Origin of the sequence: Kitasatospora sp. NPDC086801, assembly GCF_044745805.1 — a bacterium.
Lineage (GTDB): Bacteria > Actinomycetota > Actinomycetes > Streptomycetales > Streptomycetaceae > Kitasatospora.
This window is the reverse complement of sequence record NZ_JBIVAX010000023.1, coordinates 98,302-124,847: the sequence shown is the minus strand read 5'-3', so window position 1 is coordinate 124,847 and position 26,546 is coordinate 98,302. Positions and strand designations below refer to the sequence as shown.

Annotated in this window: 22 protein-coding genes; 8 read left to right on the top strand and 14 right to left on the bottom strand. The window is 73.0% G+C overall.

Translation table 11 applies throughout. From position 1 onward, the window contains the following. The first annotated feature begins 22 nt into the window (after positions 1 to 22). Both ACIPLC_RS23250 and sepH read left to right on the top strand, forming a co-directional pair. Entirely contained in the window at positions 23 to 169 is a 147-nt protein-coding gene (locus ACIPLC_RS23250) for a hypothetical protein (protein WP_400474905.1), read from the top strand. 584 nt (positions 170 to 753) lie between these two features. Next, complete coding sequence (gene sepH / locus ACIPLC_RS23245; protein WP_079135886.1) at positions 754 to 1,830, top strand: septation protein SepH; 1,077 nt, start codon at positions 754 to 756, stop codon at positions 1,828 to 1,830. 68 nt (positions 1,831 to 1,898) lie between these two features. Here the strand turns inward: sepH and ACIPLC_RS23240 are convergent, their stop codons facing one another. Then, positions 1,899 to 2,774: a sulfurtransferase gene (locus ACIPLC_RS23240; protein ID WP_400474904.1), complete on the bottom strand. Its 876-nt coding sequence runs from the start codon at positions 2,772 to 2,774 to the stop codon at positions 1,899 to 1,901. Positions 2,775 to 2,940: 166 nt separating this feature from the next. Here ACIPLC_RS23240 and ACIPLC_RS23235 point away from each other — a divergent pair, with 166 nt between their 5' ends. Then, positions 2,941 to 3,681 (top strand): VOC family protein, encoded by a 741-nt coding sequence (locus ACIPLC_RS23235; RefSeq protein WP_400474924.1) that lies wholly within the window; start codon positions 2,941 to 2,943, stop codon positions 3,679 to 3,681. A 12-nt stretch (positions 3,682 to 3,693) separates the two neighbouring features. On the opposite strand, the gene ACIPLC_RS23230 is transcribed toward ACIPLC_RS23235, so the two are convergent. The 4 genes from ACIPLC_RS23230 to ACIPLC_RS23215 all read right to left on the bottom strand — a co-directional run bounded on the left by ACIPLC_RS23230 (position 3,694) and on the right by ACIPLC_RS23215 (position 9,164). After that, complete coding sequence (locus tag ACIPLC_RS23230) at positions 3,694 to 4,347, bottom strand: thymidine kinase (protein ID WP_400474903.1); 654 nt, start codon at positions 4,345 to 4,347, stop codon at positions 3,694 to 3,696. Positions 4,348 to 4,408: 61 nt separating this feature from the next. Further along, the gene (locus ACIPLC_RS23225) at positions 4,409 to 5,596 is read right to left on the bottom strand and encodes an alkaline phosphatase family protein (protein ID WP_400474902.1); all 1,188 of its coding nucleotides are present in this window, start codon (positions 5,594 to 5,596) and stop codon (positions 4,409 to 4,411) included. Between the two features lie 35 nt (positions 5,597 to 5,631). Then, positions 5,632 to 6,231 (bottom strand): DUF5998 family protein, encoded by a 600-nt coding sequence (locus ACIPLC_RS23220; protein WP_400474901.1) that lies wholly within the window; start codon positions 6,229 to 6,231, stop codon positions 5,632 to 5,634. Positions 6,232 to 6,323: 92 nt separating this feature from the next. Next, positions 6,324 to 9,164, bottom strand: coding sequence for a GNAT family N-acetyltransferase (locus ACIPLC_RS23215; RefSeq protein WP_400474900.1), 2,841 nt, complete (start codon positions 9,162 to 9,164; stop codon positions 6,324 to 6,326). 218 nt (positions 9,165 to 9,382) lie between these two features. Between ACIPLC_RS23215 and ACIPLC_RS23210 the strand changes: the two genes are divergently transcribed. Further along, positions 9,383 to 9,664, top strand: coding sequence for an HPr family phosphocarrier protein (locus tag ACIPLC_RS23210; protein ID WP_063349373.1), 282 nt, complete (start codon positions 9,383 to 9,385; stop codon positions 9,662 to 9,664). 62 nt (positions 9,665 to 9,726) lie between these two features. Here ACIPLC_RS23210 and ACIPLC_RS23205 read toward each other — a convergent pair whose 3' ends face one another. From ACIPLC_RS23205 to ACIPLC_RS23195, 3 genes are all read right to left on the bottom strand, one after another. Further along, positions 9,727 to 10,920, bottom strand: a complete 1,194-nt coding sequence (locus ACIPLC_RS23205; protein ID WP_400474899.1) for an RtcB family protein — start codon at positions 10,918 to 10,920, stop codon at positions 9,727 to 9,729. Positions 10,921 to 11,235: 315 nt separating this feature from the next. Beyond that, a complete protein-coding gene (locus ACIPLC_RS23200; RefSeq protein ID WP_400474923.1) occupies positions 11,236 to 12,600 on the bottom strand; it encodes a M16 family metallopeptidase in 1,365 nt (454 codons plus the stop codon). A gap of 20 nt (positions 12,601 to 12,620) precedes the next feature. After that, the gene (locus ACIPLC_RS23195; protein ID WP_400474898.1) at positions 12,621 to 13,982 is read right to left on the bottom strand and encodes a M16 family metallopeptidase; all 1,362 of its coding nucleotides are present in this window, start codon (positions 13,980 to 13,982) and stop codon (positions 12,621 to 12,623) included. Between the two features lie 250 nt (positions 13,983 to 14,232). Here ACIPLC_RS23195 and ACIPLC_RS23190 point away from each other — a divergent pair, with 250 nt between their 5' ends. Next, positions 14,233 to 16,683 (top strand): DNA topoisomerase (ATP-hydrolyzing) subunit A, encoded by a 2,451-nt coding sequence (locus ACIPLC_RS23190; protein ID WP_400474897.1) that lies wholly within the window; start codon positions 14,233 to 14,235, stop codon positions 16,681 to 16,683. A gap of 95 nt (positions 16,684 to 16,778) precedes the next feature. After that, complete coding sequence (locus ACIPLC_RS23185) at positions 16,779 to 17,681, top strand: sucrase ferredoxin (RefSeq protein ID WP_400474896.1); 903 nt, start codon at positions 16,779 to 16,781, stop codon at positions 17,679 to 17,681. 211 nt (positions 17,682 to 17,892) lie between these two features. Here ACIPLC_RS23185 and ACIPLC_RS23180 read toward each other — a convergent pair whose 3' ends face one another. The 3 genes from ACIPLC_RS23180 to ACIPLC_RS23170 all read right to left on the bottom strand — a co-directional run bounded on the left by ACIPLC_RS23180 (position 17,893) and on the right by ACIPLC_RS23170 (position 20,779). Continuing rightward, on the bottom strand, positions 17,893 to 18,969 hold the full coding sequence (locus ACIPLC_RS23180; RefSeq protein WP_400474895.1) for an ABC transporter substrate-binding protein: 1,077 nt from the start codon (positions 18,967 to 18,969) through the stop codon (positions 17,893 to 17,895). A 120-nt stretch (positions 18,970 to 19,089) separates the two neighbouring features. Then, positions 19,090 to 19,965, bottom strand: coding sequence for an ABC transporter permease (locus ACIPLC_RS23175; RefSeq protein WP_400474894.1), 876 nt, complete (start codon positions 19,963 to 19,965; stop codon positions 19,090 to 19,092). After that, complete coding sequence (locus ACIPLC_RS23170) at positions 19,955 to 20,779, bottom strand: ABC transporter ATP-binding protein (protein ID WP_063349366.1); 825 nt, start codon at positions 20,777 to 20,779, stop codon at positions 19,955 to 19,957. Before ACIPLC_RS23170 ends, ACIPLC_RS23175 begins: the two co-directional genes overlap by 11 nt. A 220-nt stretch (positions 20,780 to 20,999) precedes the next feature. Here ACIPLC_RS23170 and ACIPLC_RS23165 point away from each other — a divergent pair, with 220 nt between their 5' ends. After that, positions 21,000 to 22,595, top strand: a complete 1,596-nt coding sequence (locus ACIPLC_RS23165; RefSeq protein ID WP_400474893.1) for an ATP-binding protein — start codon at positions 21,000 to 21,002, stop codon at positions 22,593 to 22,595. Further along, positions 22,595 to 23,284, top strand: a complete 690-nt coding sequence (locus tag ACIPLC_RS23160) for a response regulator (RefSeq protein WP_063349364.1) — start codon at positions 22,595 to 22,597, stop codon at positions 23,282 to 23,284. The genes ACIPLC_RS23165 and ACIPLC_RS23160 overlap by 1 nt, the downstream gene beginning before the upstream one ends. Before the next feature lie 79 nt (positions 23,285 to 23,363). Here the strand turns inward: ACIPLC_RS23160 and ACIPLC_RS23155 are convergent, their stop codons facing one another. From ACIPLC_RS23155 to ACIPLC_RS23145, 3 genes are all read right to left on the bottom strand, one after another. Beyond that, the gene (locus ACIPLC_RS23155; protein ID WP_400474922.1) at positions 23,364 to 25,103 is read right to left on the bottom strand and encodes a cation acetate symporter; all 1,740 of its coding nucleotides are present in this window, start codon (positions 25,101 to 25,103) and stop codon (positions 23,364 to 23,366) included. An 8-nt stretch (positions 25,104 to 25,111) separates the two neighbouring features. Then, entirely contained in the window at positions 25,112 to 25,672 is a 561-nt protein-coding gene (locus ACIPLC_RS23150) for a DUF485 domain-containing protein (protein WP_400474892.1), read from the bottom strand. 125 nt (positions 25,673 to 25,797) lie between these two features. Then, positions 25,798 to 26,493 carry a response regulator gene (locus ACIPLC_RS23145; RefSeq protein WP_400474891.1) on the bottom strand — a complete coding sequence of 232 codons (696 nt, stop codon included), beginning with the start codon at positions 26,491 to 26,493 and terminating at the stop codon, positions 25,798 to 25,800. Positions 26,494 to 26,546 lie beyond the last annotated feature (53 nt).

Here is a 26,546-nt window from a genome sequence, read left to right as displayed (position 1 = left end):
CGCCTCGCGCAGCTGCTCGCCGGTGCGTCTGAAGACGTGCTGGAACACCGCACCGCCGGTGGTGGCCCCGACACTGACCACCGCCGCACCCAGGATCGTTCCGTACACGCCGAGTTCGGAGGCGAGCAGCGCCCCCACCACCGTGGCCAGCGCACTCGCCGCGACCTGAGCCACACTCAGATCAATCCGCTTGCGCTCCTTCTTGCCGCCCTCCTCGGCGGGGCTCCGCTCCGGCATCCACATCCCTCGGTCCGTACGACTGTTCCTCGAACAAGTCACTCCATCTTGCCCAAAGAAGGACACAAGGGACGAAAATGCGGTTCTTCGCCCTCGATATATGTGAAGATGATCACCGTTCACCCGTCGGTGGTCCGCCGTTGGGGGCATGCGCTCTTGAGATTCCCGTGAATCGCGGGAGACTTGAGCGGCGAGCCGCCCCTTCGGATGCCACGAATGGAGTACTGTTCGTAAAGCCTGAGCCTTGGGTCGACTTGTCGACTGCGCCCACACCGGCAGATTGACGAAGAGCCACTGAACAGGCACGCACGGCGACGCCCGTCCCGGACGCCGCGAACACTCCGCGTGCGAGGACGGCCGGGACACCCAGGCGCGACGTCGACGGATGGCGTGGCAAAAAGGCAACCGTGCCACAGCGGCGAGCCCGGGCGTATGCCCGACACGCCGGGGAACTCAGCAAGGTTGTGGCCAGTCGCGAGCGGGCAGGCCACACTCAGTACGGGAGCAGCGACGCAGGTGACGTCGGCAGGCACCACCCGGGAGGTAACCGTGCCCGAACTGCGGGTTGTGGCCGTCAGCAACGACGGCACACGGCTGGTGCTCAAGGCTGCCGACAGCACGGAGTACACCCTTCCCATCGATGAGCGGCTGCGCGCCGCCATCCGCGGCGATCGGCCGCGCCTCGGCCAGATCGAGATCGAGGTCGAGAGCCATCTGCGGCCCCGGGACATCCAGGCCCGGATACGAGCCGGTGCCTCCGCCGAGGAGGTCGCCCAGGCCGCCGGCATCTCCGTCGACCGGGTCCGCCGTTTCGAGGGTCCGGTCCTCGCCGAGCGCGCCTTCATGGCCGAACGCGCCCGCAAGACCGCCATCCGCCGCAACGGCGAATCCACCGGGCCCCAGCTCGGCGAGGCCGTCGCCGAGCGGCTCGCGCTGCGCGGCGCCGAGAAGGACACCGAACGCTGGGACTCCTGGCGGCGCGACGACGGCACCTGGGAGGTCATCCTCGCCTACCGTGCCGACGACGAGGGCCGCAGCGCCTCCTGGACGTACGACCCGCCCCGGCGCCTGGTCCAGCCCAACGACGACGAGGCCCGCGCGCTGATCGGCGAGAACGTCGAGCGCGAGGAGGAGTCGGTCTTCCCGTTCATCCCGCGGATCGCCCGGCTCCCCCAGGACCGGCCGCCCCGCCCGATGATCGACCGGCCGTCCGCCGACCGCATCATGTCCGCCCGCGAGGTCCGCGAGTCCCGCGAGGCGACCGCCGAGTCCCGGGACTCCCTGACCAGCCTGCTCGACGTGGTCCCCGCCTTCCGCGGCGACCTCGCCGTCGGCCCCGCCCCGATCGAACCGGTGCCCGCAGAGGTCGCCGAGGAGAGCGAGGAGGCCGCCGCGGCCGCCGCACCGGCGGTCGGCGCGGGCTCGGCCTACGCCGACATCCTGATGCCGCGGGCCGTCGCCCCGCACCGCGAACGCCTGGTCGGCACCACCGACCGCCAGGCCGAGGCGGACGGCGTCCGGCCCGGCCGCCGGGCCACCGTGCCCAGCTGGGACGAGATCGTCTTCGGCAGCCGGCGCAAGAAGCAGGAGTAGCAGCCCTGACGGAAGGGGCGGGAGGCCGGGCCTCCCGCCCCTTCCGCACGCCCGGGCTCAGCCCCGACTCAACCCGGCTGGTCGGTCACCGCCACCGGGCGGCCCTCGTCGCTCGACCACTCGCTCCACGACCCCGGGTACAGCGTCGCCGGCAGGCCCGCCACCTCCAACGCCAGGATCTGGTGCGCCGCCGTCACCCCCGAGCCGCAGTACACCGCCGTCTCCCGCTCACCCGCGCCCAGCGCGCGGAACCGCGCCGCCAGCTCCGCCACCGGCCGGAACCGCCCGTCGGCCGCCACGTTCTCGGCCGTCGGCGCCGACACCGCGCCCGGGATGTGCCCGGCCCGCGGGTCCACCGGCTCGCTCTCGCCCCGGTAGCGGTCCCCCGCCCGGGCGTCCAGCAGCAGCGCCTCGCGCGCCCAGGCCGCCGCGCCGTCCGCGTCCACCACCGGCAGCTGCCCCGGAACCGGCTTGAAATCGCCCTCCGCCGGCGCCGGGACCTCCGCCGTCACCGGCAGTCCGGCCGCCGACCAGGCCGCGTACCCGCCGTCCAGCACCCGGACGTCCCGGTGCCCGGCCCAGCGCAGCAGCCACCAGGCGCGGGCCGCCGCCAGCGAGGCCGCGCCGTCGTACACCACCACCGGGCGGTCGGAGTCCACCCCGTGGCCGCGCATCGCCGCGCCGAACCCCTCCGGATCCGGCAGCGGGTGGCGGCCGCCCCGGCCGGGGGCGCCCGGCGGGGCCGCGAGATCCCGGTCCAGGTCGACGAAGCGGGCGCCGGGCAGGTGCCCGGCCCGGTACTCCTCGACCGCGGTCGGGCCGGACCGCGCGGCACCGACCAGCCGGTAGCGCACGTCCAGCAGCACCGGCGGGCGCGCCGAGGCGAGCGCCTGCGCCAACCCGGCCGCGGAGATCAGCGGGGAACCGTCGTTGTAGGTGGTCATGGCGGCCATTGTCGCGCAGCGCCGCCGCCCCGCCGCTCTTTGTGCGCTCTTTGCCGGAATTTCCGCGCGGCCCGAGGGTTCGACGCGCGCCAGGGTGGAAGCATCACCCTCGCGCGCGAGGATTTCCGTGCGCCAACCACCCATGAGGAGGCCCGCATTGCCCGCGGTGGAACTCCGACTGGCCCAGGGCACACCCTGCTGGGTCAGCCTGCTGACCGACGACCTGGCCGGCGCCCGCGCCTTCTACGCCGACCTGCTCGGCTGGACCTACACCCCGGGCCCCGGCCAGCTCGGTGCCTACGTCCGCGCAGAACTCGACGGGGCGCCGGTCGCCGGCCTCGGCGTCTCCACCGCCACCGGCTTCCCGGTGCAGTGGACCACCTACTTCGCCGTCGACGACGCCGACCACACCGCCCAACTGGTGCGCGCCTGCGGCGGAACCGTCGCCGTCGGGCCGCTCCAGGCCGAACGCGCCGGGCGGATGGCCATCGCCGCCGACGTCTCCGGCGCCGTCTTCGGCCTCTGGCAGGGCGAGGAGCACACCGGCCGGGAGGCCGGGCCCGAACCCGGCGGACCGGCCTGGACCGAACTGCTCACCCCCGACACCGACGGCGCCGTCGCCTTCTACACCGCCGTACTCGACCGCCCCGTCCGGCACGCCGACGACGAGTCCACGCTGCTCGTGCACGGGCGACCGGTCGCCGGCATCCGGCACCGCGCCGAACTGCGCGGCCATCCGCCCCGCTGGCGGGTCCACTTCGCCGTCCGCGACGCCGCCGCCACCGCCCGGCACACCGTCGGACTCGGCGGCCGCGTCCTGGTCGAGCCGCACGACACCGCCCGCGGCCGCGCCGCCCGGCTGGCCGACCCGCAGGGCGGGCACTTCTCGGTGCTGGAACTCCGCTAGGCCCTGGACGCCCTAGACCTGCTGCTCGAAGGGCAGCACGTCCGGCGAGAGCACCGAGGCCCGCGACGTCGCGGCGGTCAGCCGACGGCGGTGGTGCCGGCGGCAGAGCACCTCGTACCCGACCTCGTCCTCGTTCACCGAGATGTCGCCGACCACCACCTGGGCGCCCTCGACCACCATCACCCCGCCCACCGTCCGGGCGTTGTGCGTCGCCCGCGCACCGCACCAGCACAACGCCTCGACCTGGAGCACCTCCACCCGGTCGGCCAGCTCGATCAGCCGCTGGGAACCGGGGAACAGCCGGGTGCGGAAGTCCGTGGTGATCCCGAACGTGTAGGCGTCGATGTCGAGTTCGTCCACCACCCGGGCCAGCTGGTCGACCTGTTCGGCGGCGAAGAACTGCGCCTCGTCGCAGATCAGGTAGTCCACCCGGCCGCCCGCCGAGAGCCGGTGCACCACGTACGCGTGGAAGTCGAAGTCGTCCGTCACCTCGACCGCGTCCGCCCGCAGGCCCAGCCGGCTGGAGATGGTCGCCGCACCGGCCCGGTCGTGGCGGGTCAGGATGAGGCCCTGCCGGCCGCGGGCGGTGTGGTTGTGGTCCATCTGCAGCGCCAGCGTCGACTTGCCGCAGTCCATCGTGCCCGAGAAGAACACCAGTTCAGCCATGGGTGGAGCAAAGGCCTTTCACATCAGGGGAGTTCGGGCACAGAAGGGTCAAGGACCGGGCTCAGCCGCGAACTTCGAGCAGCGGCACGAACTGCTCGACCGGGGTCATCGAGCCGTGCAGACCGATCATCGCGGACTCGCCCGGCTCGTTGCGGGAGGCGGTGATCGCGATGTCGTCCCGCGCCGCGGCCACCACGTCGCCGATCCGCCCGTACACCCGCTCGTCCACGGTCGGACCGAACCAGCCGGCCGCGATCGCCTGGTCCCGGGTGGCCACCCACATCCGGTCGCCCAGCACCTCGCTCCAGACCGTGAACACGTCGGCCGCCGCACCGGGCACCGCGTACACGTGCCGGGCCCGGCCCTCGCCGCCCAGCAGGGCCACGCCGGCGCCCAGCTCCCAGTCCTCGTCGAAGTCGATCCGGTCCTCCGGCGCGATGTCGATCATGCCGTGGTCGGCGGTCACGTACATCGCCGAACGCGGCGGCAGCCGCTCGGCCAGCCGACGGGCCAGCCGGTCCACCGCGTCCAGGGTCATCCGCCACTCGTCCGAGTCCACCCCGAAGCGGTGGCCCGCGCCGTCCAGCTCGCTGACGTACGTGTAGACCAGCGCCCGGTCGTGCTCGGCCAGCCAGGAGGCCGCCAGGTCCATCCGCTCCTCGCCCGTGGTGCGGCCCAGGAAGGTGCCGCCGGACAGCGCCACCCTGGTCAGCGGGGTCTGCGCGAACAGCGGGGAGGACACCTGCGCGGTCGCCACCCCGGCGGCGTGCGTCCGCTCGAAGACCGTCGGGTACGGCTGCCAGACGTGCGGGTCGGTGTGCGGCTGCCAGCGCAACTGGTTCATCAGATAACCGGCGCCCGGCACCGCGACCGTGTACCCGGCCAGGCCGTGCAGCCCCGGCGGGGTGCCGGTGCCGACCGAGGCCAGCGAAGTCGCCGTGGTCGACGGGAAACCGGCGGTCAGCGGGCGGCCCGAGCCACCCATCGAACTCCCGGCCAGCGAGGACAGGAACGGCGCGTACTCCGGGTGCCGCAGCAGCAGCTCCCAGCCCAGACCGTCCACCAGGAACACCACCACCCGGTCCGCCGGGGCGATGGGCAGGGTCGCGGTGAAGCCCGGGACGCCCAGCCCCGCCGCCACCGAGGGCAGCAGGTCGCAGAGCGAACCACTGCCGTACGGGGGCGCGGGAGCCGCAGCCGGGTCGAGGATCTCGAAGGCGTCGAAGCCGTCGGAGGGTGCGAAGGACATGAAACCGGATTCGTAGCAGTCGGAGGCGGCGGTGTTCAGACCCGCGGGCCGTTGCTGATCGTCGCGTCGGACAGCGCGCGGGCGAACACCAGCGCCTGGGCCACCGTCTCCGGGCCGTCACCGGCCTCGCTCACCCGCAGTGACAGATCGTCAGCCGTCGCCGAACCGGTGTAGCCGTGATCCGCCTCGCAGTTCGGGTCGGAACAGCCCGCCGGCTCCAGGTCCAGCCGCTGCACCGCACCCCAGCCGATCGTCAGCACCACCTCGCGCGGCAGCGTCCCCGGCGTGTACGTCTCCGGGTTCGCGACCATCCGGCTCAGCACGACCGAACCGATCCGGTCCAACCGGACACTCTCCGTCGACGTCGTCGCGAACGGCACCGCCGGGCTGCCCCCCTCCCCCGACTGCTCATCGGTGTGGCTCACCACGAACCGCGTCGGGGTCAGTACCAGCACCGTCACGTGCCGACGCACCTCATTGGCGTCGAAGGTCGTCTCCTGGTGCACCAGGTAGGAGCTGATCGGCTCCGGGCCCACCGCGGCCTCGACCGCCTCGGACACCAGGGCCGGGTAGTAACCGCTGCGCTCGATCGCCGAGCGCAGGTCCTGAGTGCTGGTGGTACCGGTCTTCGCCATAACTCCATCCTGGCATGGTCCGCCGACGAAGCGGGCGGCACGGCGCCGAGCTTCGGACAACAGCGCCCACGGGCAGGCGCAACCAAGGAAGGTTACAGGGTGCTCATCGCGCGCGGGCCCAGATCGCTACGGACGGGCAGCGGCGCGATCCGCACCCGCGCCCCCAGGATCGCCAGCCCGTACGGGGCCACGACCACCGGTTCGAGATCCACCGAGGCGATCTCCGGCACGTCGTCCACCAACTGCGACACCCGCAGCAGCAACTCCTCCAGCGCACCGGTGTCCACCGCCTCCGCACCCCGCCAGCCGAACAGCAGGGGAGCCGCCCGCACCTCCCGGACCAGCCCGGCCACCTCCTGGTCGGTCGCCGGGACCAACCGGTGCGCCACATCGCTCAGCAACTCGGCCGGCGCCCCGGCCAGGCCGAAGGACAGGATCGCGCCGACCGCCGGATCCACCGTGGCGCCGATCACGGTGTCCACCCCGCGCGGCGCCAGCCGCTGCACCACCAGCTCCGCCTGCGCCGCACCGCCCAGCAGCGCGTCCAGCTCGCGGTGCGCCCGGCGCAGCCCCGGCTCGCCGGTCAGGTCCAGCCGCACGCTGCCCAGGTCCGGACGGTGGCGCAGATGCGGGGCGGTGGCCTTCAACGCCACCGGGTAGCCGAGCGTCGCCGCGGCCCGCACGGCCGCCTCCTCGTCCGGGGCCGGCAGCGCCGGGAAGACGTCGATGCCGTAGCGGGCCAGCAGCTCGCGGGCCCCGGCGTCCGGCAGGGTGATCCGGGCTCCGCCCGGCTGCGTCCGCGCGGCGATCGCGGTCCGGGTGCTCAACGCCGCCTCGACCAGCGCGCGGGCGCCCGGCTCGTCGATCCGGTCCAGCTCGGGCACCCGGGCCGTCTCCTCCGCCACGGCCGTCCGGCGCCGCCACTGCGCGTAGTGCACCGCGTGCGCCAGCGCCCGCACCGCCCGCTCCGGCGCCGCGAACGCCGGCACGCCCCCCGGGCGCAGCCGGACCGGCAGATCGGTCAACGCCAGATGGGCGAGCACCAGCGGCTTGCCCAACTCCCTTGCCCGCCGACTGGCTTCGAGCAGCGCGGCGGCGATCTCCGGATCGTCCGAACCCATCTCCGGATCGTCCGGGCCGGTCAGCCGACCGCCCATGAAGGCGTGCGCGGACGTGCCGATCGGCGGGATCGCCACCGCGATCACCGCGTCCACCGCCGGATCGGCCAGTGCCACGTCCAGCGCGATCCGGAAGTTCTCGCCCGTCGCGGCGGTGGTCAGGTCGACCGGGGTGCGCGGCCGCAGGCCCGCGCTCAGGCAGGCGTCGTAGGTCAGCAGGCCCAGCGAGTCCGAGTTGCCGACCACCGCGACCCGGTCCCCCGGCGGCAGCGGCTGCAGGGCCAGCAGTTCCCCGGTGTCGTACAGCTCGGTGATCGTCTCCACCCTGGTCACGCCCGCCTGCTCGAACAGCGCGTCCACCGTCGCGTCGCGCAACCCCGTCGCGGTCGCCGGCACCGCGTGGCCCGGCGGCAGGCTGCCGGTGTGCCGGGCGCCCTTCACCACCACGACCGGCTTCACCGCGGCCAGCCGGCGTGCGATCCGGGTGAACTTGCGCGGGTTGCCGAAGGACTCCAGGTAGAGCAGCACCACCTCGGTGGCCTCGTCCTCCGCCCAGTACTGCAGGAAGTCGTTGCCGGAGACGTCCGACCGGTTGCCCACCGAGGCGAAGGAGGACACCCCCAGGCCCCGGCGATGCGCCGACTCCAGCAGGGCCACCCCGATCGCACCGGACTGGCAGAAGATCCCGAACCCGCCCCGGCCCGGCAGCTGCGGGGCCAGCGAGGCGTTCAGCGGGCGGTCCGGATCGGTGTTGATCAGGCCGAAGGCGTTCGGACCGATCACCCGCATCCCCGCCGCCCGCGCCTGGCGCACCAGCGAGCGCTGGCGGTCCCGGCCCTCCGGACCGGTCTCCGCGTACCCGGCGGTCACCACCACCAGGCCCTGCACCCCGTGCGTACCGCACTCGGCGACGGCCGCCGGGACGGCCCCCTCCGGGACGGCGATCACCGCGAGATCCACCGGCCCGGGAACGTCCAGAATCGAACGGTGCACCGGGACGCCGTCCAGCTCGGTGCCGGGCGGGGCGTTGCGGTTCACCGCGTACACCGGGCGGGTGCTGTCGGTACTGCCCAGCAGGTCCCGCAGGATCGCCCGGCCCACCGTCTGCGGATTGCGCGACACCCCGATCACCGCCACCGACCGCGGGGTCAGCAGCCGCTGCACCGACTTCGCCTCCGCCCGGTGCTCGCGCGCCCGCATCACCGCCAGCGAACGGTCCGTCTGCTCAAGATCGAACTCCAGGTGCACCACACCGTCGGTGAAACTGCGGCGCTGCGTGTAGCCCGCGTCGGTGAAGACCTTCACCATCTTCCGGTTCTCCGGCAGCACCTCCGCCTGGAACCGGCGGATCCCCCGCTCCTGCGCCACCGCCGCGATGTGCTCCAGCAGCGCCGAGGCCACCCCGCGGCCCTGATGCGCGTCCTGCACCAGGAACGCCACCTCGGCGTCCGTCCCGGCCTCGGACGGGCGGCCCTGCGCGTCGATCCGGTCGTAGCGGACGGTGGCGATGAAGCGGTCCCGGACCACCACCGCCAGCGCCACCCGGTCCACGAAGTCGTGGTGGGTGAAACGGCGGACGTCCTTCTCCGACAACCGGGGATAGGGGGCGAAGAAACGGAAGTACTTGGACTGGTCCGACACCTGTGCGTAGAACTCCACCAGACGCTCCGCGTCCTCCGGCGTGATCGGCCGGATGCGGGCCGTGCCGCCGTCCCGCAGCAGGATGTCGGCCTCCCAGTGCTGGGGGTAATCCGGTCCGGATTCCCGCCGGTCACCGGGGTCCTGCTCGGGCTGCGCCACTGCGGAGTCGTCCACATTCGTCAGGCTATCCGGCGGCGAGCCGAATGGCGCCGGGTGCACGCTGGCGGCAGGGTGGGCAGGGCCGCTGGCCGGGCCTTATGCCCCGAAAAGAAACAATCACAAGTCCCGAACGCAGCGGCTCGCAGGGGCCGCCTGCGTGCAACACTGGTCTAGACAACATGGCCGCTTCCCCGAGCACGGCCGTAACCAGCTTCACCGGAAAGGCACGTCTCATGGCTGAGCGCCGCGTCACCATCGGTTGGGCCGAGGGCCTGCACGCCCGTCCCGCCTCCGTCTTCGTCCGGGCCGTCACGGCCACCGGCGTGCCGATCACCATCGCCAAGCCCGGCGGCAACCCCGTCAACGCCGCCTCCATGCTCGGCCTGCTCGGCCTCGGCGCCCAGGGCGGCGACGAGGTCATCCTCGCCTCCGACGCCGACAACGCCGACGACGCCCTCGACCGCCTCGCCAAGCTCGTCCAGGAAGGCCTCGACGAGCTCCCGGCCGCGGCCTGAGCCAACTCGACCAACCCGACAGGGGTGCTGCCACATCGTGGCGGCACCCCTGTCGACGTTGATCAGCCCTTGACGCAGACGACCTGCTTGAGGTGGGCGACCACCTCGACGAGGTCCTTCTGCTGCTCGATGACCTTCTCGATGGACTTGTAGGCACCCGGGATCTCGTCCACGACGCCGCTGTCCTTGCGGCACTCCACGCCCTCGGTCTGCTCGACCAGGTCCTGCGTGGTGAACCGCTTCTTCGCCGCGTTCCGGCTCATCTTGCGGCCGGCGCCGTGCGAGGCCGAGTTGAACGCCGCCTCGTTGCCGAGACCGCGGACGATGTAGGAACCGGTGCCCATCGAGCCGGGGATGATGCCGAAGTCGCCGGTGCCCGCCCTGATCGCGCCCTTGCGGGTCACGAGCAGGTCGACACCGTCGTACGTCTCCTCCGCCACGTAGTTGTGGTGGCAGCTGATGACCTCGTCGAAGGTGACCTTGGCCTTGGCGAATTCACGGCGGACGACGTCCTGGAACAGCGCCATCATCACCGCGCGGTTGTTCTTGGCGTACTCCTGAGCCCAGAACAGGTCCTGGCGGTAGGCCGCCATCTGCGGGGTCTCCGCGATGAAGACCGCGAGGTCCTGGTCGATCAGGCCCTGGTTGTGCGGCAGCGAGCGGGCGACGCCCATGTGGTGCTCGGCCAGTTCCTTGCCGATGTTGCGCGAGCCGGAGTGCAGCATCAGCCACACAGAACCGGACACATCTATGCAAACTTCGCAAAAGTGGTTGCCGGCCCCGAGCGTCCCCATCTGCTGCATCGCCCGCTCGCGGCGCCACTTGACCTCCCCGGCCACGCCGTCGAAGCGGTGCCAGAAGTCGTCCCAGCCCGCCGTCCGGAAGCCGTGCAGCTTGGCCGGGTCGACGGGGTCGGTGTGGAGGCCGCGGCCGACCGGGATGGCCTGCTCGATCTTGGAGCGGAGGCGGGACAGGTCGTCGGGGAGGTCCTTGGCGGTGAGGGAGGTCTTCACCGCGCTCATTCCGCAGCCGATGTCGACACCGACCGCCGCCGGGCAGACGGCGCCCTTCATGGCGATGACGGAGCCGACGGTCGCGCCCTTGCCCAGGTGGACGTCGGGCATCACGGCGAGGCCGTGCAGCCAGGGCAGGGAGCTGATGTTGCGCAGTTGCTGCAGGGCCTGGCCCTCGACGGTGGCCGGGTCGGTCCACATCCGGATCGGGACCCGGATTCCGGGCACCTCGGTGTACGTCATGGTTGAACGACCTCCAGCGGTCGGGTGGTTCGGGGAAGGGGGTGCCGCGCGAAGAAGCCCGGTGCGGCTCGGGGAAGTTCGGGGGTGGGGCTCAGGCGCCCTGGGCACAGGGGGAGGACGGCCTCGGGGAGCGTCGGCGTATGGCTCGCTCGACCCGCATGGTGACCGCCTCCCTTCGTTCGTCGTCGTTCGTCGTCGTTCGTCCGTGTGTGCCGGGGACATCTATCCACGGAACGCCGCTGGCCCGCAACGGATTTAACAACGCGGCGGCCCGGCGGAGCGGGTGCTCCACCGGGCCGCACGGGAACCGCGAGGTCAGCTGACGACGGTGACCTCGCCGATGCCGAGGGCCCGCACGTCGTCGGCGATGACGGCGGCGTCGCCGACCAGCACGGTGACCAGGCGGTCCGGCGGGAAGGCGGCGACGACGGCCTCGGTGGCGGCGGCGGTGGGCAGTTCGGCGAGCTGCCGGTAGACCTCGGCCTGGTAGTCGTCCGCGAGGTACTGCTCGACCTGGTCGGCCAGGGTGCCGGCGACGGAGCCCGCGGTCTCGTACTTCAGCGGGGCGACGCCGACCAGGAACTGCACGGCCTCGTCGCGCTCGGCCTCGGTGAGGCCCTCGGCGGCGAGGGTGCGCAGGATGGTCCAGGTGTCGGCGAGCGCCGGGGCGGTGGAGGCGGTGTCCACCGAGCCGCTGATGGCGAGCAGCGAGCGGCCGCTGCCGTCGGCGGCGGAGCGCAGCGGCTGGGCGAAGGAGCGGACGCCGTAGGTGTAGCCCTTCTCCTCGCGCAGGACGCGGTCCAGGCGGGAGGTGAGGGTGCCGCCGAGGCAGTAGGTGCCGAGGATCTGGGCGGCCCAGACCGGGTCGTGGCGGTCGGGGCCGATGCGGCCGATGAGGAGCTGGGTCTGGACGGAGCCGGGGCGGTCGACGATGAGGACGCGGCTGCGGTCGTCGGCGGTGACGGGGGCGTGGACGGAGGGTTCGGCCGCGTTGCCGGTCCAGGTGCCGAGGGTGCTCTCCAGGAGGGCGGGCAGGTCGGTGCCGGTGAGGTCGCCGACCACGACGACGGTGGCGGTGGCCGGGCGCACGTGGGCGTCGTAGAAGGCCTTGACGGCGGCCCGGTCGATGGCCTTGACCGTGTCGGCGGTGCCGCTGCGGGGCCGGGAGAGGCGGTCGGCGCCGTCGAAGAGCTCGGCGTAGAGGGCCTTGGCGGCGCGCCGGGCGGGGTTGGCCTGCTCGTGGACGATCTCGTCGAGCCGGTTGGCGACGAGGCGCTCGATCTCGTCCTCGGGGAGGGCGGGGGCGCGCAGGGCGTCGGCGAGCAGGGAGAGGCCGCGCTGCAGGCGGGAGGCGGGGACCTCCAGGGAGACGCGGATGCAGGGGTGGTCGGCGTGGGCGTCGAGGGTGGCGCCGGCGCGTTCGAGCTCGGCGGCGTACTCCTCGGCGGTGAGGGTGTCGGTGCCCTCGCTGAGGGCCCGGGCGAGGATGGCGGCGATGCCGTCGAGGCCGTCGGGTTCGGCGGCGAGCGGGGCGTCGAGGAGGACCTCGACGGCGACGAGCTGCTGGCCGGGCCGGTGGCAGTGCAGGACGGTGATGCCGTTGCCGAGGGCGGCGCGCTCGGGGGCGGGGAAGGCCCAGGGGCTGGGGGTGCCGGGCTCGGGCTGGGGGTGGAACGTCATGGCGGGGACGTAGTCGGTGCTCATGCGGCGGCACCCTCCTCATCGGTGGCGGCGGTGGCGTCGGCGTCGTCGGCCGCGGTGGGCTCGTAGACGAGGACGGCCCGGTTGTCGGGGTGGAGCCGGGCCTTGGCGACGGCCTGGACCTCCTCGGCGGTGATGTCGAGGACCTTGGGAAGGGCGCCGCCCAGCAGCTTGGGGTCGCCGAACAGGACGGCGTAGCGGCAGAGTTCGTCGGCGCGGCCGGCGACGGTGGTGAGCCGGTCGAGCCATTCGCGCTCGATCTGGGCCTGGGCCCGTTCGAGTTCCTCGGGGGTGGGGCCTTCGGCGGCGAAGCGGGCGAGTTCCTCGTCGACGGCGGCGTCGATCTGCTCGATGGTGGCGTCGCCGGAGGTCTTGACGTCGAGCCAGCCGAGGCTGGGGGCGCCGGCGAGGCGGAGCAGGCCGAAGCCGGCGGCGACGGCGGTGCGGTCGCGGCGGACGAGCCGGTTGTAGAGGCGGCTGGACTCGCCGCTGCCGAGGATGGTGAGGGCGAGGTCGGCGGCGTCGGCGTCGCGGGTGCCGTCGTGCGGGAGGCGGTAGGCGGCCATCAGGGCGCGGGAGGGGACGTCCTCGTGGACGTGCTCGCGCAGTTCGCGGCCGATGGTGTCGGGGAGTTCGCCGGAGCGCGGGGGCTGCTTGCCGTCGTGGGCGGGGATGCTGCCGAAGTACTTCTCGACCCAGGCGACGGTCTGCTCGGGGTCGATGTCGCCGACGACGGTGAGGACGGCGTTGTTGGGCGCGTAGTAGGTGCGGAAGAACGCGCGGGCGTCGTCGAGGGTGGCGGCGTCGAGGTCGGCCATGGAGCCGATCGGGGTGTGGTGGTACGGGTGGCCGTCGGGGAACGAGAGCGCGGTGAGCTTCTCGAAGGCGGTGCCGTAGGGCACGTTGTCGTACCGCTGGCGGCGCTCGTTCTTGACGACGTCGCGCTGGTTCTCCATGGACGTCTCGTCGAGGGCGGCGAGCAGCGAGCCCATGCGGTCGGCCTCCAGCCAGAGGGCGAGCTCCAACTGGTGGGCGGGCATGGTCTCGAAGTAGTTGGTGCGCTCGAAGCTGGTGGTGCCGTTGAGCGAGCCGCCGGCGCCCTGGACGAGCTCGAAGTGCCCGTTGTTGGAGACGTTGGCGGAGCCCTGGAACATGAGGTGCTCGAAGAGGTGGGCGAGGCCGGTGCGGCCCTTGACCTCGTGGCGGGAGCCCACGTCGTACCAGAGGCAGACCGCGGCGACCGGGGTGAGGTGGTCCTCGGAGAGGACGACGCGCAGGCCGTTGGCCAGGCGGTGCTCGGTGATGGCGATGGCAGCGCCATGTCCTCCGGTGGAGGCGGATTCGGGGGCCGGGTTGGCCATGCGCTCGGGTCCTTCCCGTCGTCGATGTCGGGGTTCGTGTGGCGTCCCCCATTGTGGTGCAACGCGTGGGGGGCGTGTTCGTGTCCCGCGCGGACGGGGCGTTCGCCAGGGGCGGAAGAGGGGCGCTGGCCGGGAGTGTCGGCGCGAGGGTCCACAATGGGGGCGCCGAGCCCTGTTGACGGGGGTCGGCGGATGGACGTCAGAGACTGACCGAGACACAGCAAGCGAGACGTAAGGGAGCCCCGCCGCGATGGCCCGCCGCAGTTCGCAGACCCCGCCGCCCGGAGACTTCGAGGAGCGGATCCTCGATGTCGACGTCGTGGACGAGATGCAGGGCTCCTTCCTGGAGTACGCCTACTCGGTGATCTACTCGCGTGCGCTTCCTGACGCGCGGGACGGTCTGAAGCCGGTGCACCGCCGGATCCTGTACCAGGCCAACGAGATGGGCCTGCGGCCGGACCGCGCGCACGTGAAGTGCGCCCGTGTGGTGGGCGAGGTGATGGGCCGGCTGCACCCGCACGGCGACGCGTCGATCTACGACTCGGTCGTCCGGATGGCGCAGCCGTTCTCGATGCGGCTGCCGCTGATCGACGGGCACGGGAACTTCGGTTCGCTGGGCAACGACGACCCGCCGGCGGCGATGCGCTACACGGAGTCGCGGCTGACGGCGGCGTCGATGGCGATGGTGGAGTCGATCCACGAGGACACCGTCGACTTCGGTCCGAACTACGACGGCAGCGAGCAGGAGCCGTTGGCGCTGCCGGCGGCGTTCCCGAACCTGCTGGTGAACGGCGCGACGGGCATCGCGGTCGGCATGGCGACGAACATGCCGCCGCACAACCTGTCCGAGGTGGTGGCGGCGGCCCGGCACCTGATCAAGCACCCGACCGCGGACCTGGACACGCTGATGCGGTTCGTGCCCGGTCCGGACCTGCCGACGGGCGGGCGGATCGTGGGCCTGTCGGGGATCCGGGACGCGTACGAGTCGGGCCGCGGCACGTTCAAGATCCGGGCGACCACGACGGTGGAGGCGGTGACGGCGCGCCGCAAGGGCATCGTGGTGACCGAGCTGCCGTACAACGTCGGCCCAGAGAAGGTCATTTCGAAGATCAAGGACCTGGTCAACGCGAAGAAGCTGCAGGGCATCGCGGACGTCAAGGACCTGACCGACCGCGAGCACGGGCTGCGGCTGGTGATCGAGGTGAAGAACGGCTTCGTGCCGGAGGCGCTGCTGGAGCAGCTGTACAAGCTGACGCCGATGGAGGAGACCTTCGGCATCAACAACGTGGCGCTGGTGGACGGCCAGCCGCTGACGCTGGGGCTGAAGGAGCTGCTGGAGGTCTACGTCGACCACCGGTTCACCGTGGTGCGGCGGCGCAGCGACTTCCGCCGGCGCAAGCGGGAGGAGCGGCTGCACCTGGTCGACGGTCTGCTGGTGGCGCTGCTCGACATCGACGAGGTCATCGCGATCATCCGGTCGAGTGACAACGCGGGGCAGGCGAAGGAGCGCCTGATGGAGCGCTTCTCGCTGTCGGAGACGCAGACGGCGTACATCCTGGACACGCCGCTGCGGCGGCTGACCCGGTTCGACCGGGTGGAGCTGGAGCAGGAGAAGGCGAAGCTGAGCGCGGAGATCGCGGAGCTGACCGAGATCCTGGAGTCGGACACCCGGCTGCGCAGCGTGGTGTCGTCCGAACTCGGCGCGGTGGCGAAGCAGTTCGGGACGGAGCGGCGGACGGTGCTGCTGGAGGCGGGGGCGGCGCCGTCGGCGGCGCTGTCGGTGCCGCTGGAGGTGGCGGACGACCCGTGCCGGGTGCTGTTGTCGTCGACGGGCCTGCTGGCCCGGACGGCGGACGGGGAGCCGTTCGAGCTGTCGGAGAAGCGGTCGAAGCACGATGTGATCGTGTCGGCGGTGCCGGCGACGGCGCGGGCGGACGTGGGCGTGGTGACGTCGGCGGGCCGGGTGCTGCGGCTGCCGGTGATCGACCTGCCGGCGCTGCCGCCGACGCCGTCGCCGACGCTGGCCGGCGGGGCGGCGGTGGGCGAGTTCCTGCGGCTGGAGGCCGGGGAGCGGGCGCTGGCGCTGACCACGCTGGACGAGTCCTCGCCGGGGTTGGCGCTGGGCACGGCGCAGGGCGTGGTGAAGCGGGTGGTGCCGGAGTGGCCGGCGAACAAGGACGAGTTCGAGGTGATCGCCCTCAAGGAGGGTGACGAGCTGGTGGGTGCGGTCGAACTGCGCACCGGCGAGGAGGACTTGGTCTTCATCGCCTCGGACGCGCAGCTGCTGCGCTACCCGGCGGGGCAGGTGCGTCCGCAGGGCCGTCCGGCGGGCGGCATGGCGGGGATCAAGCTCTCGGACGGGGCGCGGGTGCTGTCGTTCACGGCGGTGGATCCGGCGTCGGACGCGGTGGTGGTCTCGGTGGCGGGGGTGTCGGGGACGCTGACCGGCGAGGAGCAGACGTCGTGGAAGGTGACGCCGTTCGAGCAGTACCCGCGCAAGGGCCGGGCGACGGGCGGCGTGCGCTGCCAGCGGTTCCTGCGCGGTGAGGACGGCCTGACGTTCGCCTGGGCGGGTGCGGCCCCGGCCCGTGCGGCGACCGACAAGGGCGCGCCGGTGGACCTGCCGGAGCGCGACCCGCGCCGGGACGGTTCGGGCACGCCGGTGTCGACGCCGATCGCGGTGGTGGCCGGCCCGGCGTAGCCCCGCGGCGCGGTGGAGGAGGGGTGCCGGAGCCGTCCGGCGCCCCTCCTTCGTCGTCCGGGGGCGCGGCGGGTGCCGAGGGTAGCCTTACCCGGGTGAGCACCTGTGCGACGCTGTCGCGTGAACTGTCGGAGCCGCTGGTCGCCACCGCCGCGGTGGCGACCACCTGGCTGCTGGTGGAGCAGAACGGGCCGTGGGGCGCGAAGGCGCTCGGGGAGAGCCACCTGGACCCGGCGACGGGGCGGGCGCTGGACGCGGCCGCGGCGGGCACCGGGGTGCGGGTGGCGCTGATCCGGCGGCCGGGGCGGCACGCGGACTGCCTGCCGACGGCGCGGCACGAGGTGGTGGTGGCGCACACGGTGCCGGGTCGCGGCTGGGTGCGCCGGGCGGAGGTGGCCGATCCGGCGGAGCTGCTGGAGCTGGACTTCACGGCGCTGGGCGTCGGCGACCACGGCGGTTTCGGGGTGGAGCACGTCGGCGGCCCGTTGGCGCTGGTGTGCACCAACGGGCGGCGGGACCGCTGCTGCGCGCTGCTGGGCCGTCCGTTGGCGGCGGAGCTGGCGGCGGCCGGGCACAGCGAGGTGTGGGAGGTGACGCACCTGGGCGGGCACCGCTTCTCCCCCACGATGCTGGTGCTGCCGTACGGCTACGCGTACGGGCGGCTGACGGCGGAGGCGGCCAAGGAGGTGTTGGCGGCGACGGCGGCCGGGCACATGGTGCCGGCCTGGTCGCGGGGCTGTTCGGGCTGGGAGCGTCCGGGCCAGGCGGCCGAGCACGCGGTGCGGCTGGCGACCGGGGAGACCAGGGTGGACGCGCTGACGCTGGCCCAGCGGCCGGACGGCGCGGGCCGCTGGCTGGTCTCGGTGCTGCACGAGGACGGCCGGGCCTGGGAGGTGGACGTGATCGAGGCGGTGAGCGAGCCGCCGCGTCCGGAGAGCTGCGGCAAGGCGGCGGGGACGCCGTCGCGGATGGACGTGCTCTCGGTGCGGGGCCGGTAGCGGGACGGCGGTGCGCGGTAGCGGGACGGCGGTGGGCGGTAGCGGGACGGCGGCCGGGAGCGGGACGGCAGCGGCCGGCATCGGGACGGCAGCGGCCGGGAGCGCGCGGGCGGCCCCGCGCCCGTGGGGGTGAGCGCGGGACCGGAGCGCGCGGGCGGCCCCGCGCCTGCTGTCCACGGAGGCGCGCGGGGCCGTCACGTCGGGTGTCGGCTCAGCCGGTGACGGCCTTGCCGACGAACTCGGTGGTGTAGGTGCGGGAGAGGTCGATGGTGCCCTCCTTGCCCTTGACGTCCGGGTGGAAGGCGGCGAGCACGGCGAGGACGGTCTTGGGGCCGTCGGCCGGCATCACGCCGTCGGTGGTGAACATCGGCAGGGTCGCCTTGATCGCGGCCGCGTACTGCTCGGCGCCGCCCTGCGCGTAGTCGGCGGGCATCTTCGCGGCGATCTCCTCGGGGCTGTGCGTGGACATCCACTTGAGGGTCTTGACGAAGGCGTTGGTGAGCTTCTGGGTGGTGTCCTTGTTCTTCTCCACCCAGTCGGTGTTCATGTAGAGCGAGGACGACGGGTAGAGGCCGCCGAGTGCCTCGCGGGAGCCCTCGGGGGTGCGCATGTCGTAGAGGATCTTGCCGAGGCCCTTGTCGAGGACGTTGGCGACGGTCGGGTCGGTGGTCATCCCGCCGTCGATGCTGCCCTGTTGGAGCGCGGCGATGAAGGTCTGGCCGGCGCCGACCGCGATCGGGCTGAACTCGCTGACGGCGGTGCCGTTCTTGACGGCGAGGTACTTGGTGAGGAAGTCGGTGGAGGAGCCGATGCTGGTGACGCCGAGCTTCTTGCCCTTGAAGTCGGCACCGGACTTGATCGCGTCGGCCTGCTTGGTGGAGACGAGTTCGACCTCCCCGGGGGCCTGGGAGAACTGCACCACGGACTCGACGATCTTGCCCTTGGCCTGGAGGTCGATGGTGTGGTCGTAGAAGCCGACGGCGCCCTGGACGTCGCCGGCGAGCAGCGCGGTGGTGGCGTTGACGCCGGCGGGCTCGCTCATCAGCTCGACGTTGACGCCGGCGTCGGCGAAGAAGCCGAGCCGCTGGGTGAGCATCGCGGGCAGGTAGATGACCTTGTCCAGGCCGCCGACCATGATCTTGACCTTGGGCCCGTCGACCTGTCGGCCGGCCGGGGCGGCGGCGCCGTGGGTGGTCGTGGCGGCGTCGTTGGCGCAGGCGGCGAGCGGGAGGAGCAGGACGGCGGCGAGGGCGGCCGCGGCGGGTCTGCCGATCGGGTTCGGGCGCATGGGTGGGGGTGCCTCTCTCTGCGAGGGGGGATCAGCGGCGCAGGGGGTTCAGCGAAGCGGGGGGTTCGCGACGCAGGGGGTTCGCGACGCAGGGGATGGGGTTCAGCGACGCAGAAGGGTTCAGCGGCCGTCGCCCGTGTCTGCGGGCTTCCAGCGGAACAGCTTCGTCTCGGCGAAGGTCAGCAGCCCCTCGGTGAGCAGCGCCACGACGGCGAGGATGGTCATGGCGGCGTACACGCCGGCCGCGTTGAAGGTGCCCTGGGCGGCGGCGACGAGCAGGCCGAGACCCTTGGTGGCGCCGATGTACTCGCCGACGATGGCCCCGATCAGGGCGAAGCCGAAGCTGACGTGCAGGCTGGTGAAGATCCAGGTGGTGGCGGCGGGGATGACCACCTGGAGGGTGACCTTGCGGCCGTCGGCGCCGAGGATGCGGGCGTTGGAGACGAGGTTGCGGTCCACCTCGCGGGCGCCCTGGAAGGCGTTGAAGAACACCGGGAAGAACACCAGGACGACGGCGGAGGCGACCTTGGAGGCCGGGCCGAGGCCGAACCAGATCAGGAAGATCGGGGCGAGCACGATCCGCGGGATGGCGTTGAGCACCTTGATGTAGGGCCCGAACACGTCGGCCAGGAAGCGGACCCGGCCGAGCGCGATGCCGAGCAGCACACCGCAGATGACGCCGATCACCCAGCCGGTGAGGGCCTCGTAGAGGGTGTAGCCGATCTGTTCGCCGAGCGAGCCCTGCGCGGTGCCGTGGGTGATCCACTGCCAGATCTGGTCCCAGATCCTCGACGGCTGCGAGAAGTTGAACGGGTCGATGACGTCCGTGCGGGCGCAGACCTCCCACAGTCCGAGGAAGGCGACCAGGACCGCGACCCGGGCCCCGTAGACGGTCAACCTCCGGTTGCGGGCGGCCCGTTCGCGGGCCTCGGTACGGCTGGCGGGGGCGGCCGCCGGGGGCTTGTCGGCGACGGCCGACGCGGTCTCAAGCGGCACGACCCGCTCCTCTCTCGCGGGTGATGCGCACCTCTTCGCCGAGCGAGGCCCAGATCTCGCGGTACAGCTCGACGAACCTCGGTTCCAGCCGGACGGCCTCCACGGTGCGCGGTCGTGGCAGGTCGACGGTGAAGATCTCCTTGACGGTGGCCGGTCCGGCCGTCATGACGACGACCCGGTCGGCGAGCGCGATGGCCTCGTCCAGGTCGTGGGTGACGAAGACGACCGACGCGGCGTTCCCGGACGACCTGGTCCCGGCCCACAGCTCCAGCAGCTGGTCCGACATCAGGGCGCGGGTCTGCACGTCCAGCGCCGAGAACGGCTCGTCCATCAGCAGGATGTCCGGGTCGTTGACGAAGGTCTGGGCGAGCGCGACGCGCTTGCGCATGCCGCCGGACAGCTGGTGCGGGTAGCGGTCCTCGAAGGCGGCGAGGCCGACCCGGCCCAGCCAGTCCCGGGCCCGCTCCCTGGCCTCGGCGGTGGGCACACCGCGGAAGCGCGGCCCGGCCATCACGTTGGACAGGACGGTGCGCCAGGGGAAGACGGCGTCCTGCTGGAAGACGAAACCGACCTTGGGGTGGATCCCGCGGACCGGCTCGCCGTCCACCCGGACCTCGCCCTCGGTGGGCTCCTCCAGGCCGCTGACCAGGGTCAGCGTGGTGGACTTGCCGCAGCCGGTGGGCCCGACGACGGCGACGAACTCGCCCTGGGCGACGGTCAGATCGAGATCGCGGACGGCGGTGTGCAGGGCCCCGGACGGGGTGCGGAACCGTTTCGTCGCGCCAGTCAGCTCGATCGCCGGGGTTGTGCTCATTCGATCCTCCCGGGTCTGTGCTTGCCCCGGAAAGGTAGGAGCGGGCCGGGCCCCGGCGGGAGCCTTCTCGGCGTACTGCGGTTTCTCCGCATTGAGGGGTGTTCTGCTCCTTTTGCTTCCGCTACAACTGCGGGGACGCGGCTGACAGAAACACGCCGGAAACGTAGGGTGTCCCGACCCTGACGTACCCGCCCCCCACAGCCGTCGAGAGGAGGCCCGGATGAAGCTGCCCCGCTGGCCCCGCCGGGTCTTCGCACAGCTGCTGCTGAGCCAGACCGTCGTCACCGTCGGTGTCACCACCGTGACCGCCGGCCTGTTCCTGGCCCCGGTCAGCAGCGAGCTGGACCACGACGCGATGCAGCGGGCCCTGTCGATCGCCCAGGCCACCGCCACCGACGAGGCGATCGCCCGGGCCGCCGACGCCCGGGACTCGGCGACCGCGCAGCGCAACGCCGAGCAGATCCGGCTGGCCACCGGCGCCAGCTTCGTGGTGGTCACCGACCTGGAAGGGATCCGGCTCTCGCACACCGACCCGGAGCGGATCGGCCACCGGGTCAGCACCGATCCGGAGCCGGCGCTCAGCGGGCTCAGCGTCACCGCGATCCAGCAGGGCACGCTGGGCCGCACCGCGCGCGGCAAGGTGCCGCTGCGGGTCGCGGACGGCCGGATCGTCGGCGAGGTGTCGGTGGGCATCAGCGATGACTCGATCCGCCGCCGGCTGCTGAAGATGCTCACCGGGATCCTGCTGTGCGCGGGCGCGGGCCTGGCCGCGGGGACGGTCGCCACGCTGGCGCTGGCCCGGCGACTGAAGCGCCGCACCCACAACATCGCGCTGGCCGACATCTCGGCACTGCTGGTGGAGCGGGAGGCGATGCTGCACGGCATCCGCGAGGGCATGGTGGCGCTGGACGAGCGCGGCCGGATCCGGCTGGCGAACGACGAGGCGGTGCGGCTGCTCGGCCTGCCGGAGGACTGCACCGGCCGGCCGATCGACGCGGTGCTGCCCCCGGGGCGGCTGGCGGACGTGCTGACCGGGCGGATCACCGGCGCCGACCTGCCGGCGGTCCGGGACGACCGGGTGCTGGTGGTCAACCGGATGAACACGGCCGAGGGCGGCGCGGTCGTGACGCTCCGCGACCGGACCGAACTGGAATCGCTGGTCCGAGAATTGGACACCACCCGCAGCCTGACCGAGGCACTGCGCGCACAGGACCACGAGCACGCCAACCGGATGCACACCCTGCTGGGCCTGCTGGAGCTGGGCCGCCACGAGCAGGCGGTGGCGTTCATCTCGGAGCAGTCCAGCTCGCACGCGGTGGTCGCGGCGCGGATCGCGGAGCAGGTGCAGGATCCGCACGTCGCGGCGCTGCTGGCGGGCAAGACGGCGGTGGCGGGCGAGCGCGGGGTGCGGCTGGTGCTGGCCCGGGCGGCGCACCTGCCGGACGCGGTGGTGGACGCGCGGACGCTGGTGACGGTGCTCGGCAACCTGATCGACAACGCGGTGGACGCGCTCGCGGCGGGTGGGGGCGGCCGGCTGGAGGTGACGCTGGCGGCGGCCGGCTCCACGCTGCTGCTCCAGGTCACGGACAGCGGCCCGGGCGTGCCGGAGGAACTGCGCGAGCAGGTCTTCGAGGAGGGGTGGACCAGCAAGGACGCGCCCGCGCACCGTCCGCGCGGGCTGGGGCTGGCGATGGTGCGGCGGCTGGTCGAGCGGACCGGCGGCCGGATCGTGCTCGACGCGGGGCCGCTCGGCGGTGCCCGGTTCACGGTCGAGCTGCCCGAGGCCCTGCTCACCACTCAGCTCGTGGAGGCCTGATGATCGACGTACTCGTGGTGGACGACGACTTCCGGGTCGCGGACGTGCACGCCGCGTACGTGGCCAAGGTGCCGGGCTTCCGGGTGACCGGCACCGCGCACTCGGCCGGGGAGGCGCTGGCCGCGCTGGAGCGCCGCCCGGTGGACCTGCTGCTGCTCGACCACCACCTGCCGGACGAGACCGGCCTGGCGCTGGTGCGCCGGCTGCGGGAGCGGCAGGTGGCCTGCGACGTGATGATGGTGACGGCCGCCCGGGACGTGTCGACGGTGCACGCCGCGATGCAGCACGGCGCGCTGCAGTACCTGGTCAAGCCGTTCACCTTCGCCGGCCTGCGGGACAAGCTGGTCGCGTACGCGCAGCTGCGGCACGCGCTGGCCGGCCCGGCGGCCCGGGAGGCCGGCCAGGACGAGGTGGACCGGCTGTTCGCCACCCTGCGCAGCGCCGCCGCCCCGGCCGGCCCGCTGCCGAAGGGGCACTCGGCGCCCACCACCGACCTGGTGCTGGGGGTGCTGCGCCAGGCGGGCCGGCCGCTGTCCGCGCAGGAGGTCGCGGACGCCACCGGGCTGAGCCGCTCGACGGCGCAGCGCTACCTCAAGCAGCTGGAGCGGGACAGCCGGCTGCGGCTGACCCTGCGCTACGGCGACACCGGCCGCCCCGAGCACCGCTACGGCCTGGCGGTCCGGGCCTGAGACCACGCCCGGACGTGGGGGGACCCCGGCGGCCCCTAGAAACCGCCCAGGCCCGCCGGGGTTCCCCGGGGCACGGCGCTCAGGCCGCGCCCGCACCGGTGAGGGCGCGCACCTCCAGCTCGGCGAAGCGGTCCGCGTCGGCGGGTTCGGACGAGGTGATCGTCCCGATCCAGCCGGCCAGGAAGCCGAGCGGGATGGAGATGATGCCGGGGTTCTCCAGCGGGAACCAGTGGAAGTCGACGCCGGGGAAGAGTGCCGCCTTGGTGCCGGAGACCACCGGGGAGAAGACGACCAGCACGATCGCCGGGATCAGCCCGCCGTACACCGACCAGACCGCGCCGCGGGAGGTGAACCGCGACCAGAACAGGCTGTACAGCAGCACGGGCAGGTTGCTGGAGGCGGCCACCGCGAAGGCCAGGCCGACCAGGAAGGCGACGTTCAGCTGCTGGGCGTAGAGGCTGATCGCGATCGCGGCCGCGCCGATCCCGACGGCCGCGAACCGCGCCACCCAGACTTCCTGGCGCTCGCTGGCCTCGCCCGTCGGCTCGGCCTCCGCCGCGTCCGCCGTCTCCCCCGCGTCCACCGTGTCCCCCGCGTCCACCGGCCGGGAGGCCGGGACGGCGGCGCGCCGCCGGAAGGGGCGCCGCCGCGGCCTGCCGCGCCAGGCGCCGGCCCAGATGTCGTGGGCGAAGGCCGCCGAGGAGGCCAGGGTGAGCCCGGCGACCACGGCGAGGATGGTGGCGAAGGCGATCGCCGAGATCAGCGCGAACAGCACCACCCCTCCGGTGCTGCCGTTGCCGCCGCCGAGCACCAGGGCCAGCAGCGGGACGGCGGTGTTCCCGGCCGAGTTGGCGTGCCGCACCTCCGCCGAGCCGACCAGCGCGGTCGCGCCCAGACCGAGCGCGATGGCCATCAGGTAGAAGCCGCCGACCAGGCCGATCGCCCACATCGTGGAGCGGCGGGCGGCCCGCGCGGTGGGCACGGTGTAGAAGCGGGACAGGATGTGCGGCAGCCCGGCGGTGCCGAGCACCAGGGCGAGACCCAGGCTGAAGAAGTCGAGCCGACTGGTGAAGGTGGCGCCGTACTTGAGGCCGGGTTCGAGGTAACGCCGCCCGGCGCCGCTGTGCTGGGCGGCCTGGCGCATCAGCTCGCCAACGTCGCCGTGGAAGCGGACCAGCAGCAGCACGGTGAGCAGCACCGAGCCGACGATCAGCAGGAAGGCCTTGACGATCTGGATCCAGGTGGTGGCCCGCATCCCGCCGATCGTGACGTAGACGATCATCAGGCCGCCGACGGCGACGATGGTCCAGGTCCGGGCCTGGGCGCTGTCGGTGCCGAGCAGCAGGGCGACCAACGAGCCCGCGCCGACCATCTGGGCGACCAGGTAGAGCAGGGTGACGACGACGCTGGCGCCGCCGGCCGCGGCCCGGACCTTGCGGCGGCGCAGCCGCAGGGCGAGCACGTCGGCGAGGGTGTACCGGCCGGCGTTGCGGACCAGTTCGGCGACCAGCATCAGCACCACCAGCCAGGCGACCAGGAAGCCGATGCTGTAGAGCACGCCGTCGTAGCCGTACAGCGCGATCAGCCCGGCGACGCCGAGGAAGGAGGCGGCGGAGAGGTAGTCGCCGGAGAGCGCGAAGCCGTTCTGCAGAGGGGTGAAGTCCCGGCCGCCGGCGTAGAAGTCCTCGGTGGCGCTGCCCCGGCGGCCGACCCAGAGGGTGATCGTCAGGGTGACCAGGACGACGACGGCGAACAGCACGATCGCGAGGTCGTGGTGGTCGCCGGTGGGGGCGACGGGGGGCGGGGTGGCGGTCGTCATCGTGGTCGTCACCGCAGCTGGTCCTGGGTGTCCCAGCGCAGGCCCAGGGCGGCGCGGTCGCGCTTGGTCCGGGCGTTGCGGGCGTAGAGCCAGGTGAGCAGGAAGGTCGAGGCGAACTGCAGCAGGCCGAGCAGCCAGGCCACGTTGAACGGGCCGGCCAGCTGGCTGCGCATCAGGTCGGGGGCGGCGGCCTGGGCGGCGACGTACAGCAGGAACCAGCCGAGGAAGGCGCCGCTGGTCGGAAAGACGAACGACCGGTAGCTGCGGCGGATGTCCTGGAAGGCGTCGCTGCGCTGGACGGCCCGGTACACCTCGGTGCTGTCGGTGGCGGGTGCCGGGGTCCGGGGGGCGGCCGCCGGTTCGACGGCGGGTTGGACAGTGGGGGCGGCGGCCCGGACGGGCGCACGCTCGGCCGGTACCGGCTGGACCGCACGGGCGGGGGCCGACTGGGCCGGTACCACCGGTTGGCCGGGTACGGCCGACCGGTCGGAGGCGGTGGCGGCGGCCGGAGCGGCCCACCAGTCGAATCGCTGTCCCTGCCCGGGACTGCTCGTCTGCTGCTGTGGCACAACTGCTCCTGGACCGGCGGGCACTCTGACCTCAACCATGATGGCGGCCGCCGGACAGCCCCTCTGACCATCGCGGATACCTTCACTCGATGAGGTGGGCGATCATCCGACAGACACTCATCCGACTACTGCTGCGTACCGGTGATCCCGTGTCGGAAGGCGTACGCGACCGCCTGCGCCCGGTCCCGTACCGCGGTCTTGGCGAACAGGTTGTTGATGTGCGTCTTCACGGTGGCCTGGCTGACGAACAGCCGCTGGGCGATCTCGGCGTTGGAGAGCCCCTCGGCGATCAGCGCCAGCACCTCCGCCTCCCGGGCGGTCAGCCCGTCCGGCAGCTCCCCCGGCCGCCCGGCCGGCTTCCCGGCCTCCGGCACGGATCCGACCGGAGGCCCCGAAAGCCTTTCCAGCAGCCGGAGTTGGACCTGCGGCGAGAGGCCGGCCGCACCCGCCCGGACGTCCGCGATCGCCCGGGCGATCTCCTCGCCGCCGGCGTCCTTGGTGAGGTAGCCGCGCGCCCCGGCCTGGAGGGCGGGGAACAGCGAATCGTCGTCGGCGTAGGTGGTGAGCACCACCACCTCGGTCTGCGGGTACGCGGCCCGGATCCGCCGGGTCGCCTCGACGCCGTCGACGCGCGGCATCCGCAGGTCCATCAGCACCACGTCCGGGTGACACCGCTCCACCAGGGCGACGGCCTCCTCCCCGTCCGCCGCCGCGCCGACCACCTCGATGCCGGGCAGCAGCCCCAGCAGCATCACAATGCCCTCGCGCACCACCGTCTGGTCGTCCGCCACCAGCACCCTGGTGACCCCTGCCTCGCTCATGCGCCCGCCCCGCTTCGCTCGGCAGTCGCTTCGCGAAATCCGCACCTGCTGAT